Origin of the sequence: Kitasatospora sp. NPDC127116, assembly GCF_042677365.1 — a bacterium.
In the GTDB taxonomy this organism is placed as follows: Bacteria; Actinomycetota; Actinomycetes; order Streptomycetales; family Streptomycetaceae; genus Kitasatospora; species Kitasatospora lactacystinica.
Genome location: NZ_JBHXTL010000024.1, coordinates 48602 through 64353 on the forward strand (window position 1 = coordinate 48602; position 15752 = coordinate 64353).

General features: G+C 75.2%; 17 protein-coding genes and 1 pseudogene. 6 read left to right on the plus strand and 12 right to left on the minus strand.

Annotated elements, in window-relative coordinates:
* Positions 1–26 precede the first annotated feature (26 nt).
* The 3 genes from ACFVHV_RS12795 to ACFVHV_RS12805 form a co-directional block, all read right to left on the minus strand.
* Entirely contained in the window at positions 27–1040 is a 1014-nt protein-coding gene (locus tag ACFVHV_RS12795; protein ID WP_380351115.1) for a DUF1648 domain-containing protein, read from the minus strand.
* Positions 1037–1384, minus strand: a complete 348-nt coding sequence (locus tag ACFVHV_RS12800) for a GntR family transcriptional regulator (protein WP_359900298.1) — start codon at positions 1382–1384, stop codon at positions 1037–1039. Before ACFVHV_RS12800 ends, ACFVHV_RS12795 begins: the two co-directional genes overlap by 4 nt.
* Before the next feature lie 123 nt (positions 1385–1507).
* Complete coding sequence (locus ACFVHV_RS12805) at positions 1508–3298, minus strand: oleate hydratase (RefSeq protein ID WP_380351117.1); 1791 nt, start codon at positions 3296–3298, stop codon at positions 1508–1510.
* A 280-nt stretch (positions 3299–3578) separates the two neighbouring features.
* Between ACFVHV_RS12805 and ACFVHV_RS12810 the strand changes: the two genes are divergently transcribed.
* Positions 3579–4127 (plus strand): universal stress protein, encoded by a 549-nt coding sequence (locus tag ACFVHV_RS12810; RefSeq protein WP_380351119.1) that lies wholly within the window; start codon positions 3579–3581, stop codon positions 4125–4127.
* Between the two features lie 6 nt (positions 4128–4133).
* The gene (locus tag ACFVHV_RS12815; protein WP_359900304.1) at positions 4134–4550 is read left to right on the plus strand and encodes a hypothetical protein; all 417 of its coding nucleotides are present in this window, start codon (positions 4134–4136) and stop codon (positions 4548–4550) included.
* 53 nt (positions 4551–4603) lie between these two features.
* Here ACFVHV_RS12815 and ACFVHV_RS12820 read toward each other — a convergent pair whose 3' ends face one another.
* Together ACFVHV_RS12820 and ACFVHV_RS12825 are read right to left on the minus strand one after the other, a co-directional pair.
* A complete protein-coding gene (locus ACFVHV_RS12820) occupies positions 4604–5032 on the minus strand; it encodes an RNHCP domain-containing protein (protein WP_380351121.1) in 429 nt (142 codons plus the stop codon).
* A 29-nt stretch (positions 5033–5061) separates the two neighbouring features.
* Entirely contained in the window at positions 5062–5430 is a 369-nt protein-coding gene (locus ACFVHV_RS12825) for an RNHCP domain-containing protein (RefSeq protein ID WP_359900307.1), read from the minus strand.
* Between the two features lie 290 nt (positions 5431–5720).
* Here ACFVHV_RS12825 and ACFVHV_RS12830 point away from each other — a divergent pair.
* A pseudogene (locus ACFVHV_RS12830) lies at positions 5721–6317 on the plus strand (GNAT family N-acetyltransferase).
* A 49-nt stretch (positions 6318–6366) separates the two neighbouring features.
* Here ACFVHV_RS12830 and ACFVHV_RS12835 read toward each other — a convergent pair.
* Positions 6367–7350, minus strand: a complete 984-nt coding sequence (locus tag ACFVHV_RS12835; protein WP_380351123.1) for a S1C family serine protease — start codon at positions 7348–7350, stop codon at positions 6367–6369.
* A 185-nt stretch (positions 7351–7535) separates the two neighbouring features.
* Here ACFVHV_RS12835 and ACFVHV_RS12840 point away from each other — a divergent pair, with 185 nt between their 5' ends.
* Complete coding sequence (locus ACFVHV_RS12840) at positions 7536–8510, plus strand: Clp protease N-terminal domain-containing protein (RefSeq protein ID WP_380351124.1); 975 nt, start codon at positions 7536–7538, stop codon at positions 8508–8510.
* A gap of 53 nt (positions 8511–8563) precedes the next feature.
* Positions 8564–9244, plus strand: coding sequence for a GPP34 family phosphoprotein (locus tag ACFVHV_RS12845; protein ID WP_380351126.1), 681 nt, complete (start codon positions 8564–8566; stop codon positions 9242–9244).
* A gap of 90 nt (positions 9245–9334) precedes the next feature.
* Here the strand turns inward: ACFVHV_RS12845 and ACFVHV_RS12850 are convergent, their stop codons facing one another.
* Entirely contained in the window at positions 9335–9850 is a 516-nt protein-coding gene (locus ACFVHV_RS12850; RefSeq protein WP_380351128.1) for a DUF3592 domain-containing protein, read from the minus strand.
* A gap of 65 nt (positions 9851–9915) precedes the next feature.
* Here ACFVHV_RS12850 and ACFVHV_RS12855 point away from each other — a divergent pair, with 65 nt between their 5' ends.
* On the plus strand, positions 9916–10902 hold the full coding sequence (locus ACFVHV_RS12855; protein WP_380351130.1) for a right-handed parallel beta-helix repeat-containing protein: 987 nt from the start codon (positions 9916–9918) through the stop codon (positions 10900–10902).
* Positions 10903–10917: 15 nt separating this feature from the next.
* Here the strand turns inward: ACFVHV_RS12855 and ACFVHV_RS12860 are convergent, their stop codons facing one another.
* From ACFVHV_RS12860 to ACFVHV_RS12880, 5 genes are all read right to left on the minus strand, one after another.
* Positions 10918–12183 carry an NAD(P)/FAD-dependent oxidoreductase gene (locus tag ACFVHV_RS12860; RefSeq protein WP_380351132.1) on the minus strand — a complete coding sequence of 422 codons (1266 nt, stop codon included), beginning with the start codon at positions 12181–12183 and terminating at the stop codon, positions 10918–10920.
* Positions 12184–12312: 129 nt separating this feature from the next.
* Positions 12313–12744, minus strand: a complete 432-nt coding sequence (locus ACFVHV_RS12865) for a nuclear transport factor 2 family protein (protein ID WP_359900321.1) — start codon at positions 12742–12744, stop codon at positions 12313–12315.
* 7 nt (positions 12745–12751) lie between these two features.
* Positions 12752–13555, minus strand: a complete 804-nt coding sequence (locus ACFVHV_RS12870; protein WP_380351134.1) for an MBL fold metallo-hydrolase — start codon at positions 13553–13555, stop codon at positions 12752–12754.
* Positions 13556–13715: 160 nt separating this feature from the next.
* The gene (locus tag ACFVHV_RS12875; protein ID WP_359900325.1) at positions 13716–14282 is read right to left on the minus strand and encodes a hypothetical protein; all 567 of its coding nucleotides are present in this window, start codon (positions 14280–14282) and stop codon (positions 13716–13718) included.
* 97 nt (positions 14283–14379) lie between these two features.
* Positions 14380–15654 carry an MFS transporter gene (locus ACFVHV_RS12880; protein ID WP_380351136.1) on the minus strand — a complete coding sequence of 425 codons (1275 nt, stop codon included), beginning with the start codon at positions 15652–15654 and terminating at the stop codon, positions 14380–14382.
* Positions 15655–15752: the final 98 nt, after the last annotated feature.

Genomic DNA, 15752 nt, shown 5'->3' on the forward strand with positions numbered 1-15752 from the left:
CGCCCCTTCGCCTCCGCCGGGACGGTTCAGCCGGCCGGCTGCCCGGTGCGCGCGATCAGCGCGTTGAGCAGGGCGGCCCCGCGCTCGGCGTCGTCGACGCTGACCGCGAAGTCCGTGCCCTGACGGGTGCGGACCACCAGGCAGACGCCCCCGCGCAGCATCACGGTGGTGCCGAGCCGGTTCATCCGGTAGCCCCAGCCGCCCGCCTGCGCGGCGGTGCGCTGCTCGGCGCGGGCGGATTCGAGCTCGGCGGGGGACCAGTGGCGCACGGGCCGGCCGAACGGGCCGAATCCGACGGTCAGGCCGCCGGCGGTCACCCGCGCCCGCACCGAGGAGCAGGCGAGGCACGCGAGGGAGACGACGGCGAACGGCACCACCAGCGCCCAGTCCAGCTCGGCGACCCCGCTCGCGGCGGCCAGCACTCCCGCCACCGTCACCAGCGCGAACACCGCGGCGGCCAGCTGCAGCCACGGGTTGGCGGCCCGGGAGAGCCAGACGAACCGCTCGCCCGCGGGCATCTCCAGCGGATCCGCCCCGGCCGCCGGGAGCCGCTCGGGCCGGCCGCCGAAGCGGCGGCCGGCCAGCAGGGCCAGCAGCCCGGCGAGGCCGGTGGCCAGCAGGATCAGGACCACCTCGACGCCCATCGGTGCGGCGTCCTGCCAGCGGGCGCGGTCGAGGTTGGCGTGCACGATCGAGGTCTGCGCCCCCGTCAGCAGCACCCCGCCGGCCGCCAGCGTGGCCGCCGCCGCCCCGGGCGACCGGTCGGCCCAGTACCGCCGCACGGCCACCGAGGTGAGCACCAGGACCGCCCAGAACGCGGCCGGGAACAGCGCGGCCGCCGTCAGCGACATCGAGCCGTTCGGCTCCCGCCCGCCCCAGTGGGTGGCCAGCGGGTCCGGCAGCCGGTGGCGCGCCACCAGCGGCAGGGCGACCAGCAGTGCCAGCACGCCGACGGACCAGGCCGCCGCGGCCCAGAGGGCACCGCGAGCCGCCGGTCGTTCCGCCGTGGTCGCTTCCTTCGTTGTGCCGTCGTCCGTCACGACATCCCCCTGATCATGTCCACGAGATCGTTCCTGCTGTAGCCGAACCGGGCCGCGTCCTCGACCAACTGCCGTACGCGGTCCACCAGTTCGGAGCGGGTGTCGGCGCCGGTCGCGATCGTGATGCCGCGGCCCCGGCGGAACTCCAGCACCCCCTCGTCGCGCAGCGTCCGCAGCCCGCGCAGGACGGTGTTGGTGTTCACCCCCAGCGCCCGGGAGAGCTCCCGCGCCGGGGGCAGCTTGTCCCCGGGGGCGCACTCGCCCTCGGCGACGGCCCGTCTGATCGCGCCGGCGACCTGTTCGTGCAGCGGTCGGGTGTCCCCGATGTCCAGCTTCAGCAACATAGTGCTACTGACGATAGCACCATCCATGTCTTGTGCCACTGTCACTGCCACTGCCACTGGCCGCGGGCGGTGCTCCCCGCCCGCGGCCACCCCCGCTCGTCGGCTACCCCCCCCGCTCGTCGGCTACCTCCGCTCGTCCTCGATCAGGCCGAACTCCTGCATCAGCTCGCCGATCTCGGTGGCCTCCAGCCGCCGCAGCAGCCGCTTGCGCAGGAACTCCGGCCCGGGCAGGTCGAGTTCGGCGCCGTCGCGGAGCCGGGTGGTGGCGGCGAGCAGCTTGCGCACGTCGTAGGTGGAGTTGAACACCTCGGGCACGCCGCGCTCGACGTCGAGCAGCCGGTAGACGGCCTCCATGCCGGTGCGCACCGAGTACTCGGTGGTGAAGACGCAGTCCCGGGTGGTCTCCGCGAACTGGCCGATGAAGGCGAAGTTGACGGCGCCCTCGGGCACCACGTCCGGCCGGTCGCCCGCGTGCCGGGGCAGGAAGAACGACGTCACGTACGGCATCATCACCGGCACGCAGCGGGCGGCGTTCGCGGCCAGGTCGGGGATCTCGCCGACCGGCACGCCCAGGTGGTACAGCCACTCCTGGGTGATCTCCTCGCCGGTGCACGCCTGCATGGGCTTGCGCACGAAGTCGCCCGGGCGGTCGACGAACAGCGAGTAGACCCAGACCACGATCCGGTCGGCGGGCTGCTGCTTGAAGTGCGGCTGGCGGTTGACCGTCCAGCTCAGCAGCCAGGAGGAGTCCCGGGCGGTCACGATGCCGCCGGTGACCACGCCGCCGCTGAACGGGTCGCGCTTGGCGACCTTCTGGATGTAGTGCGGGATGCGCGGGTCCAGGGTGGTGACGGTCGCCGACTCCCACTTGCTCTCGGCGATGTTGCCGCAGAACACCTCGGGGCGGCCGAAGGCCGGGTCCTTGGCGGCGATCCGGCGCCACAGGTCCCAGGCCGGGGCCGGGCCCTCGTCCAGCCGGGCCGGGGTGTGCTGGTCGCCGTCGTCGGAGTTCTCGGTGAGCGAGCCGATGGTGGTGAACACCAGGTCGTCCGGGCCGAGGTCCACCCCGCCCTCCCGGCCGGCCTCCCGCCAGCGGATCCGGGTGGCCTGCTTGCGGCCGGGGGCGTCCCGGGTGGCGGGGGAGACGTCGGAGTCGATGTCGGTGACCTCGACCTCGTACCGGAACCGGACGCCCTGGTCCATCAGCCAGTGGGTCAGCGGCAGGACCATCGACTCGTACTGGTTGTACTTGGTGAACTTCAGCGCGGACAGGTCCGGCAGGCCGCCGATGTGGTGGATGAAGCGGTGCAGGTAGAGCTTCATCTCCAGGGCGCCGTGCCACTCCTCGAAGGCGAACATGGTCCGCCAGTACAGCCAGAAGTCGCTGTCCAGGAAGTGCCGCGAGAAGACCTCGTCGATCCGCTTGCCCTCCAGCTCCTCGCGGGTCGCGAGGAAGACCCGGACCAGGTCCTTCTGGGCCTTGTCGTCGAGTGCGAACAGGCCGTCGGTGCGGGCGTCCTGGCCGCGGCGCTCGGTGACCCGCTGGAGGGAGAAGTTCGGGTCGTCCTTGTTGAGCCAGTAGAACTCGTCCAGCACGGACGCGCCCTCGATCTCCAGCGAGGGCACCGAGCGGAAGAGGTCCCACAGGCACTCCATGTGGTCCTCCAGCTCGCGCCCGCCGCGGACCACGAAGCCCTTCTCGGGCACCTCGATCCCGTCCAGCGCGCCGCCGGCCAGCTTGAGCCGCTCCAGGATCGTGATCCGCTCGCCGGGCACCTGCCCGTCCCGGACCAGGAAGGCCGCCCCGGCCAGCGCCGCGAGCCCCGACCCCACGAACCACGCCCGCTTGCGCTCGGCCCCCTCGGGCTTCCTCGGCCGGGCGAACGCCTCGTAGTTGCCGCTGCTGTAGTACAAGCCCGTGCTCCCTAGAACGTTCGACAGAACCGCCCGTCGGGCATGCCGCATCCCGGCGGGCCGTCTCCATCCACCCATCCGGCGGTGACCCTCGCCTGTTGAGTACGCCGAACGGGTGAGGCCCGGACGATCCGGACGGTCCGGACACCCGGCGGGCCGCGTATGGAGCGCGTTGGGAACACCGGCCGGAACGTCAGGAAGCCGTCAAGGAGAGCAGGTCAGCCCCGTCGCGGCGGTTGGGTGGAGGACGACGGCGAACACGACCACACGAGGACGGATCATGCACGGCAACGGGAGTTCGAAGGCCGCCCCCAGGGTGGTGGTCGGGGTCAGCGGGTCGCTGGGAAGCCTGGCCGCCCTGCACCGCGGCGTCGCCGAGGCCCGCGACCGCGGCGCCGTCCTGGTGCCGGTGCTCGCCTGGGAGCCGCCCGGCGGCGAACACGGCTACCGGCGCTCGCCCTGCCCGCCGCTGCTCGCCGCCGTCCGGGAGGCCGCCGAACGGCGGCTGCGGGACGCCCTCGACGAGGCCTTCGGCGGCGCCGACCCCGGCGTGCCGCTGAGCCCGGTCGTGGTCCGCGGCGAGACCGGACCGGCCCTGCTGCACATCGCCGACCGCCCGGACGACCTGCTGGTCCTCGGGCGCAGCGGCGGCCCGCTGCACCGCCGGCTGCGGCGATCGGTGCCCGGCCACTGCGCCCGGCGGGCGGGCTGTCCGGTGCTGACCGTCCCGGTGCCCGAGCTGCTGCACGACCCGGAGGCCCTGCACCGGCGCACCCGATGGCACCTGCCGGTCGCCACCGAGCGCGAACTCGCCTCGATGCAGCGGTAGTCCGCGGTGCGGATGTACTCGGCCCGGCCCGGCGGGCGGCGCTGCCGCCCGGTGCTCGACCGGTTCCCGGACGGCACCTCCGGCGCCGTCGCGCTGCTCGCCGGCGGCGCTCTGGCGCTCGCCCTCGGTGCCGTCGGTGAACTGCGCGCCGGCCCGCTGCCGTACCTCGCCCACCTGGCGCTGTGCGCCCTGGTCGGCCGTCGTTCCCGGCCGGTGGACGCACCGCTGATCGGCCTGGCCGCCTGGCTCTGCCACAACGCCTTCTCCGAACACCGCCACGGCGAACTCGGCTGGGCGGGCCCCGGGCCGGAGGCCGGGCACTACGCGCTGTTCACCGCCGCCGCGCTGCTGGCGGCGCTGTCCGCCGCCCTTCCGCGCCGCACCGTAGGGGCGTTCCCGCCGCGCCTCGACGGCCCGCGCTGAGGCGCCGCCCGCGACGGTCCGCCCGTTCGGACGGACCGTCGCGGGGCGCGCGCCTACAGGGTGAGCAGGGTGCGGTGGGCCAGGGTGGTGTCCCGCAGGGGCCTGAGGGCGAGCCGGACCAGGGTCAGGGCGTTGTCGTCCCCGGCGATCCGATTGGCGCTCAACTCGCCGCAGGACAGGCACTGGTGGATGATCATCCACTCGCCGTCGGCGCGGACCGACAGGCTCAGCGCGGTCATCCGGCCGCCGCAGTCGGCCGCCCGGTCACCCGGTGTCCGGCCGTCGACATGACGGCTGGCCAGGCAGTTCGGGCAGTGGTTGCGGTGGGCGCTGCCGGGGGCGTCCACCGGGACGTCCAACCGGCAGTCCACGCAGCGGAAGGCGTGCGCCCGGTGGCCGCCCCGTCCGTGCAGGACGTCCTTGTACCGCTGCGGGCGGCGTTCCCGCCGGCCCCGGCCGCCGGTGTTCTTGTGTCGTGGCACGGTTCGCTGCTCCCTCTTCTCCGCGCGGTTCAGAGGGTGCCGAACGCTTCGAGCGGGAACGGCGGTTGGGCGAGCGGCCGGACGGCCATCCGCATCAGGACGAGCTGGTTGTCGTCCGTGCGGACGGGCGTGGACGTCAGCTCGTCGCAGCGCACGCACCGGTGGACGACCGTCCAGTCCCCGGTGCGCAGCACGGCGATGGCGATCGGCGACATCCGGCCCAGGCACTCGCTGGGACCGCCCTCGACGTGGTCGAGGACGTGCCGTGAATGCAGGCAGGACGGGCAGTGGTTGCGCCGCGTGCCGTCGGCGGCACGGGTGGAGACGGTCAGACCGCACCAGGTGCAGGCGAAGGTGGAGGTCTTCAGAACGGGGGGCGTGCTGGAGGTGCTGGACACCCGGGGTGCTCCTTGCTGAGGGGTTTCTGCGATGGCAGCAAGAGCGGGCCGAGTGGCCTCGACGGTTCGTCGGGCGGTGGTCGTCAGCCGGCGCGGCGAGGCGCACTCGGCGCGAGGCGGGACATCAAGACACCCTCTCCGGTCGGGCGGTGGCCCGGGTCGATCGGTACGGAACGGCGTCAGCGTAACCACACCGGTCGCACGGGCGCCAACGGATTTCCGTGCCAACGGATTTCCGTGCCACCGACCCTCGCCGCCACGACGGGGATAAGGGCGCGCACGATGTCCGTATGCAGATGACCAACGTGCCGCGGCCGGCGACCCCCGACGACGCTTCGGCCGTCAGCCGACTACTGGCCCTGGCCTTCGCCGACGACCCGGTGATGTGCTGGTTCTTCCCCGACCGGGCCACCCGGCAGGCGGGGCTGGGCGGCTAGTTCACCACGCTGTTCACCCGGCAGTTCGGCCGGCACGGCGTGTGCGAGCGGACCTCGGACGCGGCCGCGTTCTGGATGCCGCCGCAGGCGCAGGACAAGGTGCTCCCGGACGAGGAGACGCTCCGGGAGCTGGCGGGGCTCCTCGGCGACCGGGCCGAACCGTTCCGGCGCTCCGTCGGGGCGGCCGCCGCCAACCTGCCGCAGGAGCCCTACTGGTACCTGGCGGTCATCGGCGCCGACCCGGTCGCCCGGGGCCGGGGGCAGGGCGGCGCCCTGCTGCGCTCCGGACTGGCCAAGGCCGACGCGGACGGGCTGCCCGTCTACCTGGAGTCCTCCACGGAGGAGAACCTGGCGGTCTACGGACACTTCGGCTTCGAGGTGCTGGAGGAGGTCCGGCTGCCGGAGGGCGGGCCGGCGCTCTGGGTGATGCGGCGTGCGGCCCGCGTGTAGTGCCCACCGTCGCCGCGGCCCCCGCTCCCGCCCGGGTCCGGGGCCGCGGTCAGTCGTCGACGGGCAGCTCCGTCGGGACGGCGAGCACGTCGACCAGGGCCTCGCCGCGCAGGACGGTCAGCGGCAGCGGGCGGCCGATGGCGTCGGCCAGCATCAGGCGCTGGAGGGCCTGGGCGCTGCCCATCGGCTCGTCGGCGGCGGTGAGCAGCAGGTCGCCCTCGTGCAGCCCGGCGCGGTCGGCGGGCGCGCCGGGCACCACCTCGACGATCCGCAGGCCGGTGGGCTGCCCGGTGCGGTGGCGCAGGGCGGGCGACAGGGGCGCGGGCACTCCGGCGAGGCCGAGGTAGGCGCGGCGGATCCGGCCGTCGGCGAGCAGGGCGGCGACGATCCGGCGGCTGGTGGCGTCGATCGGGACGGCCAGGCCGAGCCCGTTCCCGGCCACCGCCGTGGTGATGCCGACGACCTCGCCGTTCGCGGTGGCCAGCGCGCCGCCGGAGTTGCCCGGGTTGAGTGCGGCGTCGGTCTGGATCACGTTGTCGATCACCCGCGCGGTGCTGCCGGAGCGGGCCGGGATCGAGCGGCCGAGCGCGCTGACCACGCCCGCCGTGACCGTCCCGGCCAGCCCCAGCGGGTTGCCGACGGCGACGACCAGCTGTCCGACCCGCAGGCCGGTCGCCTCGCCGAGTGCCACCGGCTTCGGGGTCGGCCCGTCGGCGCGCAGCACGGCGAGGTCGGAGAGCGGGTCGGCGCCGATGGTGTGGAACGGGGCGGTGGTGCCGTCCGCGAAGGCGAGCGTCCCGGCGTCGGCGTGGCCGACGACATGGGCGTTGGTGAGCAGGAACCCGTCCTCGGTGAAGACCACGGCGGAGCCCAGCGCCGTGCTGAACCAGCCGCCCCGGCCGCGCCGGGGGACCTGCAGCGCGGCGACCCGCGGGGTCAGGGTGGCGGCCACGGTGGTGACGATCAGGGAGTAGGCGTCCAGCGGGGCCTGTGCCTCGGGGGCCGGGCCCGGCCCGGGGAGCGTGTCGGCCATGGTGCTCACCCCTCTCGCGGGCGTGGTTCTCACGATGGCACCAGGTGGCAACAACGCCGGGGCGCCCGGTCTTCCGCGTTCTTGCGCAGGTGCCGTCCTGACGCGTTCTTGACGTGCGGAAAATTCCCAAGAGAAGGAAAAGCGGGAATATAGTTCGAGCAAAGCCGCAGTCGTGGGAGGGGCCGATGGACACGACCATGCTGGAGCCGGACTGGCACGCGCTCGGCGGGCCGGGGGACGGGCCGCTGGGGACGGAGCACCTCCTGGTCGCCGTGGCCGGGGAGACGGGCCCCGCCGGTGCGGCCCTCGCCGCGGCCGGGGCGGGGGCTGACACCCTGCGCGCCCTGGTCCGGGAGCGGGAGGGGCGCTGGGCGGCCGACGACGGGCCCGCCACTGTGCCCGCCACCGTGCCCGACCGGGAGGCGCCCGGCGCCGTCGGGGCGGACGGCCGGCCGCTGAGCGGGGCGGCCGCCCGGGCACTCGCCGTGGCGACGGAGCACGCCCGCCGGGACGGCGAACCCGCCTGCACGGCCGCACACCTGCTGCGCGCCCTGCTCGCCGACGGGAACGCCCTGCTCGCCGACGGGAACGGCGCGAACGGCGCCGGGCCCGGCGACCGGACCCGCGCCGCCGAGCTGCTGCGCGCGGCCGGCGTCGCGCCGCAGGCCGTCCTGGACCGCCTCGACGGTGCCGTGCGCCAGGGCGGTGACCTCGACCCGCTGCTCCACCCCACCCGGGAGGCGCTGCTGGCCCGCCGCGGCCACCGGGCCCCGCGCTGGAAGCGCCTGCTGCAGCCGGGCCCGTCCGGCCCGGCGGCCTGGATCCGGCCGGAGGCCGACGCCCAGGCCGAGCGCCTCGGCCGCCGGACGCCCGGCACCGAGCACGTCCTGCTCGCGCTGCTGGCCGTGCACGAAGTGGCCCGCCACGAGCCGGGGTTGGCGGCGGAGGACGGCGCCGGCGAGCTGCTCGCCGGGCTCGGCCTCGACTACGCCCGGGCGCACGCCGCGCTCGACTCCGGTGGGGTGACGCTGCCCGCCGACCCGCGCGCGGTCGAGGCCTACCTGACCGAGATCGCAGGTCAGGGCACCGATCGGCTGGTCCGGGCGTTGCTGGAGGAGGACACCCGGGCCCGGCGTCTGGTCGAAGCCCTGCGCGGCTGAGCCGCCGGCGGGTCGGTGAACCGCGACACGGAGAAGAGAGGAAGGGACACCCGATGCACGTCACCCTCGCCGAGGAGCTGATGCTGCTGTCGCTGGACGACGAGTCCGGCGTGGCGAAGGACGCCCCCACCGCCGCCTGGGCGGCCGCGGGCGGCATCCTGGCCGAGCTGGTGCTGGCCGGGCGGGTCACGATCGAGGACGGCCGGCTCACCGTCACCGACCGGACCCCGACCGGGGAGCCCCTGGTGGACGGCCGGCTGGCCAGGCTCGACGCGTGGGCCGCCGGCCGCCGCTCCGGCAGGGCCAAGGCGGGCGACTGGCTGACCAAGGACCGGTCCACGGCGGTCGCCGACACGGTCGGGCGGCTGTGCGAGCGCGGCCTGGTGGTCGAGGAGCGGCGCCGGGCGCTGGGACTCTTCCCGGTCCGCCGCTACCCGGAGGCGGACGGCGGCGTGGAGCGGGAGCTGCGCGGGCGGCTGGCCGCGGTCGTGCTGAACGGCGCCGAACCGGACCTGCGCACCGCCGCCCTGGTGGCCCTGCTGCACGGCTCCCGGCTGCACCGGCTGGCCTTCCCCGAGCTGCCCCGCAAGCAGGTCGAGCCGCGCTTCGCCGAGATCGCCGCCGGTGACGGGGCGGCCGAGTCCGTCCGCGAGGCGATCCGGGCCGTGCAGCTCACCATGGCCGCCGTCTCCATCGCGGCCACCGTGGCGGCGACCACCGCCGCCACCGTCTGAGCACGCCGGGCGGGCTGCCCGCGGAGCCCTGCGCGGCCCGCCCGCCCGTGTGGGGCCGCCCGCCCGTGTGCGCGGCCCCGTTCGGACCGTTCAGAGCACCGCGGCGCCGAGGGTGATCGAGCCGAGCACCACCAGCACCCCGAGCGCGAGGAACCCGTACTCCAGCCCGGCCCGCTCCCGCCCGTCCACCAGCACCTGCCGCGGGTCCGCCGGGTCGTAGCGGACCGGGACGAAGCCGCCGTCCGGCAGCGGGTGGCGGGCGGTGGAGGGGACGGGCGAGAAGACCTCGACCACCCGGCCGTCCTCGGTCTCGAACTGGAGCAGCGGTCGCGGCGGCAGCGTGCGGTCCTCCGGTGCCGGGGCGCGTTCGCGCACCAGCGCCCGCACCGGAACGCCGACCCGGCGCAGCCGCCGCAGTTCGCGCAGGCCGACCACCCCGGCGAGGTAGGCGACCACGCCGCCCAGCGCACCGAACACCACCACGGCGAACCCGGCCGTTCCGCCCACCGCCGCCTCCCTGTCCGAGACTCCCCAGGGCTCCAGTATCACGCTGCCGGGGCGCTCTTGACGTCCCGGAATGGTCCAGTCCACGCTGAGCGACGACATGTTCCTGTCACCACCGGGCCGCCCGCCGCCCCGCCCGGCCCCGACCACCGCAAGGAGCACCGTCCGTGACCAAGCGCCCCGCCGTCCTCGCCGCGCTCACCGCCCTCACCCTCGGCTGCGCCGCCCCCGCTGCCGTGGCCGCCCACCCGGCCGCCCCCGCGGCCGTCGCGGCCGTCGTCAAGGTCGGCACCGCCAAGCAGCTCCAGAGCGCGCTCGCCGCCGCCGTGCCCGGCCGGACCATCCAGCTCGCCGACGGCACCTACACCGGCAACTTCAAGGCCACCGCCCCCGGCACCGCCGCCGCCCCGATCACCCTCACCGGCTCGGCGAAGGCCGTCCTCACCACCCCCACCGGCGGCGGCTACGGCCTCCACCTCGACGGCGCGAGCTACTGGACCGTCCAGGGGCTGACCGTCACCGGCGCCCAGAAGGGCATCATGGCCGACTCCGCGGACCACGTGGTCCTCGACGACGTGACGGTCCACCACACCACCATGGAGGGCGTGCACTTCCGCAACTCCAGCGCCTACGGCACGCTGCGCAACTCGCGAATCCACGACACCGGCCTCGGCCGGGACGGCATGGGCGAGGGCGTCTACGTCGGCACCGCCAACACCCTGACCGACCGCAGCGACCACGTGCGGATCACCGGTAACACCTTCGGCCCGAACATCGGCGGCGAGAACGTCGACCTCAAGGAGGGCACCACCGGCGGCCTGGTCTCCGGCAACACCTTCGACGGCGACGGCCTCACCGGGCGCAACTCCGACGACTCCTGGGTCGACGTGAAGGGCAACGACTACGTCATCGAGAACAACACCGGCCGGCGCACCACCGACGACGGCTACCAGACCCACAGCCTCCGGCCGGGCTGGGGCTGCGGCACCGTCTTCCGGGGCAACCGCTCCGACCTCACCGGCGCCACCGGCCCGAACCGGTACGCGATCGACGTGACCGACTACGACGCGGCGACGTGCAAGGTCACGATCGGCGCGGGCAACACCGTCACCGGGGGCCGGGGCCTGGTCAACCCCGGCGTCCCGGTGGGGTGATCGCCGGCCAATCGGTCACACGTCCCCGAGCGGCACGTTCGGGTCGGCCAGCGCCTTGGTGTCCACCACCCGCCCCGAGCGCACCAGTTCGCGGATCGGGTCGGTGACGTCCCAGACGTTGACGTTCATCCCCGCGAGCACCCGGCCGCCGGACATCCAGAACGCGATGAACTCGCGGGTGGCCGGGTCCCCGCGGAACACCACCCGGTCGTAGCCGTCCGGCTCGACGTAGCCGACGTACTCGGCGCCGAGGTCGTACTGGTCCGTGAAGAAGTAGGGAACGCGGTCGTAGACGGCGTCCTCCTGCCCGAGCAGGGCGCGGGCGGCGGTCTGCGGCTGGTTGAGGGCGTTGGCCCAGTGCTCGACCCGGATGTGCCGCTCGAACAGCGGGTGGTACGCGTTGGCGACGTCGCCGGCCGCGTAGACGTCCGGGTCGGAGGTGCGCAGGTGCCGGTCGGTCCTGACGCCGTTGTCGATCTCCAGCCCGGCCGCCTCGGCGAGGCCGGTGGCGGGGGAGATGCCGATGCCGACCACCACCGCGTCGGCGGCCACCGTCGTGCCGTCCGCGAGCCGCACGCCGTTCACCGTGCCGCCCTCGCCGGTCAGTTCGGCCACCTTGACGCCGAAGCGCAGGTCCACGCCGTGCTCCCGGTGCAGGTCGGCGAAGACCTGGGCGACCTCCCGGCCGAGCACCCGCAGCAGCGGCAGTTCGAGCGCCTCCAGCACCGTCACCTCGGCGCCCGCCTCCCGGGCCGCGGCCGCCACCTCCAGCCCGATCCAGCCCGCGCCGATCACCGCGATCCGGGCCCCCGGCCGCAGCGCCGCCTTGATCCGGTCGCTGTCCTCGACCCGGCGCAGGTAGAGCACCCCGTCCTGGTCCGCGCCGGGCACCGGCAGCCGGCGCGGCACCGAGCCGGTGGTCAGCAGCAGCTTGGAGTACTCCACCCGGCCGTCGTCGGCGAGCGTCACGGTGTGCCCGGCCGGGTCGATCGAGGCCACCGCCGTGCCCAGGCGCAGCGTGACGTCGTGCTCCGCGTACCACTGCGGCGGGTGGACGTAGATCTTCTCCCGGGGCGTCTTCCCCAGCAGGTAGCCCTTGGACAGCGGCGGCCGCTCGTACGGGCGCTCGTGCTCGTCGCCGATCAGGACGATGCCGCCCCGGTACCCGGCCTCGCGCAGCGCCTCGGCCGCCTTCGCGCCGCCCAGGGACGCCCCGACGATGACGACCGGGCGCTGCCGCCCGCCGTCCGCTCCGGTGGTCCCGGTGTCCGTGCCCGCCATGCTCGACTCCTCGTTCTCCGGCCGTGATCGGGGTCAGCCTGCCGCCGTGCGGGTGGTCTGTCGAGACCGCGCCTGGCGCGCCGCGCCGCGCTCGCCCGTACGAGTGAATGTGACCCCCCCGGGCGGGCCTCAGCCGGTCATCGCCTCCCTGACCAGTGCGGTGTCGGTGAACTGCTCGAAGCGCACGATCCGGCCGCCGCGCACGGTGAAGCGGTGGGCGATCCGGACCGCGAGCGGTTTTCCGGTGGTCTTGTGGACCGCCGTGTAGCGGCCCAGCACCACCACCGTCTCGCCGTCCACCACGTAGGTGTCGTCGTGGGCCGTCCAGTCGTCCCACTCGGCGGCCAGCCGCTCCATCACATGGGTGGTGACGCCCTTCGGGGTGCGGTAGGTGCCGGCCAGCGGGAAGCCGGCCATCTCGGTCCACTCCACGTCGTCGGCCAGGGTGGCGCGCAGCGCGGCCAGGTCACCCCGGGCGGACGCCAGGTACTGGCGGCGCACCACGTCGGCGGGGGCGGACGACTCGGCGAAGGAGGAGACGTCCCGGGGGATCTCGATCATCGTCCGCTCACCCCCAGGCCATCTCGCCCATGGCGACCTTGGTGCCGATGTCCACCGCGATCCGCAGCCCCAGCTTCGGGAAGCGCCGCTCCAGCGACTCCTTGGCGGAGGCCGCGTCCGGGGCCCGGCCGATCTCCGTCTCGAAGGCGCGCAGGTAGGCCCGGGTGTGGTCGACGGCGTTCAGGTCGGTGGGCGCGCCGGCGACCCGGTGGCCGGCCGCCACCCAGGTCGGGTGGAGCGCCTCGATGCCGTCCAGCAGGTCGATCCAGGCGGCCCGTTGGGCGGAGGTCGGGGTGTCCGCCGTCCACACGTGCAGGCCCTCGAAGAGCAGCACCCCGCCCAGCACGGCGCGGTGGTGGTGCTGCCAGAGGTAGTGCCGGTCCGGCAGGTGGAAGTCGGCGCCGCGCAGCTCGAAGCGGTGGCCCTCGAAGACCAGCTCGTCCCCGTGCAGCACCTCGGGCCGCACCAGCCGGGTGGGCAGCTCCGGGCCCAGGTGCGCCCAGGCGCGCAGCTTGGCCTCGTACGTCTCCTGGATGTGCTCGACGGTGGAGGCGGTGGCCAGGAAGCGGGCCTGCGGGAAGGCGTCCTGGACCTCCTGGGCGCCGAAGTAGAAGTCCGGGTCGCCGTGGCTGACGAAGACGGTGGTCAACCGCTTGCCGCTCGCCCCGATCCGTTCCACCAGGCGGCGCCCGTCCGAACGGGTGAACCCGGCGTCCACCAGCAGGGCGTCGTCCGGGCCGGTGACCAGGACGGAGGTCTTGTTGAGCGAGCTGTCGGGGGTGTCGACGATCTCGAAGTCGAGTGCACTCATGCGCCCACCCCGCTCCGCTCGGCGGGCGCTTCGCGCAACGCGCACCGCTCGATGGTCCGCTGACTGCGTTCGCTCACGTTCGGTGTCCTTCCTCGGGCCGGGCACGCCTCGCCGTCAGCATCGGCGGTCCGCGGCCCGTCCGCATCCGGAGCCGGAACACCTACTGGCGGCTCCAGAGCGTGAGGTCGCTGCTGGTGGCCACCGCGAGGGTCCGGCCGGTCGGGGAGAATCCGGCCGCGCGGAAGGTGGACCGGTCGGAGTCGAGGACCAGCCACCAGCTCTCGCCGTGCTCGCCCTGCCACGGCCCGCGGCCGCTGGCGAGCAGCACCCGGTGGTGCGGCCACTCCGGGGCGGCCACCTCGATGTGCCAGCCGCCCTCGGCGGCCGTGTGCAGCCCGCCGCCCCACGTCCCCGCCACCGGGATGCGCACGTCCGCGACCTGGCCGAGGCCGGGGCAGGAGAGGTCCAGGCCGTCCGGGTCCTCGGCGGGCTCGTGGTCGCGGGCCAGCTTGAGGCCGGTCACCGCGTCGAACAGGCCGTGGCCGCCGTGCGAGACCGTCAGCACCAGGTCGTGCCCGCTCTCCGGGTGGACGGCGAAGCCGATGCCGAGCAGCCCGCCGACCGCGATCAGCCCCCGGCCGACCGGCCGCCACGGCTCCGGCGGCGCGGTCACCCCGGCGGCCATGATCCGGTCGCGGAGGTGCTGCTGGTGCGGGGTCAGGGCCATGCAGCCGATCATCCCACCGGGGCGTTGCCGCCGCGCCGGCCCGTCGGCGCGGCGCTCCTCCGGCGCTCCTCCGGTCCTCCTCCGGCGCCCCCTCCGGTCAGTGGGCCGGACCCAGCCGCAGCACCGCCAGCGCCCCCAGCGCGGTGGCCGCGGCCAGCGGCACCCACAGCTCCCCGGAACCGCCCGCCAGCAGCGCCGTCAGCACGGCCGGGGCCGCCGCCCGGCCCACCCCCGCCGACAGCTCCCAGCGCGCCAGCGCCCGCCCCAGCAGGTGCGGCGGGGCGACGGACGCCACCAGCGCCGTGCCCGAGCCGGTGTAGAGGATCTCGCCCAGCGTGTACAGCACCGAGACCGCCGCGATGCCCACCGACCCCGGCACGCCGCCCAGCGAACCGACCGCCCAGAAGCCCAGGTACGACACCGCCAGCACCGACCCCGAGGCGGCGAGCACGACGTGCCGCGGACGGTCCGCCAGCCGCAGCACCAGCGCCAGCTGCAGGGCGATCACCAGCACCGTGTTGCCGACGAAGATGCCCGAGGACCAGGCCGGCGAGGCGTGCAGCCGCAGCACCAGCAGCGCGGGCAGCGCCACCTCCAGCACGTCGAAGCAGAACGCGTACGGCAGGTTGGCGACGCCCAGCAGGGTGATCCGGCGCAGCGGCTCCGCCCGCTCCGGCACGTCGGCCGGCCGGTCCAGGCGCGGAGCCCGCACCCGCAGCGAGCCCACCAGGACGGCCGCGCCCAGGCAGGCCGCGCCCGTCACCCCGGCCAGCAGCCGGATCGCGCCCGCCCCGCCGCTCACCGCCAGCGTGGCCAGCAGCGCGCCCGCACCCATCCCGGCGTTGCGCAGCGACCTCCCGGCGGCCAGCGCGGCGTCCCGCAGCCGGCCCTCGGTCAGGGTGCTCACCACCGCCGCGTGAGTGGTCGGCCAGGACTGGCTGCCCACCCCGAACAGCACCGCCGCCGCCGTGAACCCCGGCAGGCCGTCCGCGAGCAGCAGCGTCAGCGCGCCCGCCGCCCGCAGCAGCAGGGTGGCGGCGGCGGGCAGCGTCCGGGCGCCGCGGTCGATCCACCGGCCGGTCAGCGGCACCACCAGCAGGCCCGCCAGCATCCCGGCCGAGAGCGCCAGCCCGGCCGCACCCGCGCCCAGGTGCAGCATGCCGACGCCGTACAGCAGCAGGAACGGCCGCAGCAGGCCGCCGCCCACCGCGTCCACCGCCAGCGCGACGGCGTACCGGGGCCCGCCGGCCGCGGTCAGCAGGCCCGGCAGCGCGGACGGGCTCCGGCGGCCCGGGCCGGCCGGCAGGGCGGGCGGCCCGCCGCGGCGGTCGGCGGCGTGGTCGTGGACGGACTTCTCCCGGATCAGGCTCATGGCCGGTACCGTCCGCCCGGGCCGGACCGCGGGGCACGCGGATTGACGCTTCCCGTCAATCCGCGGGAGCCCGGTCGACGGCGGGTGGCAGGATCCCC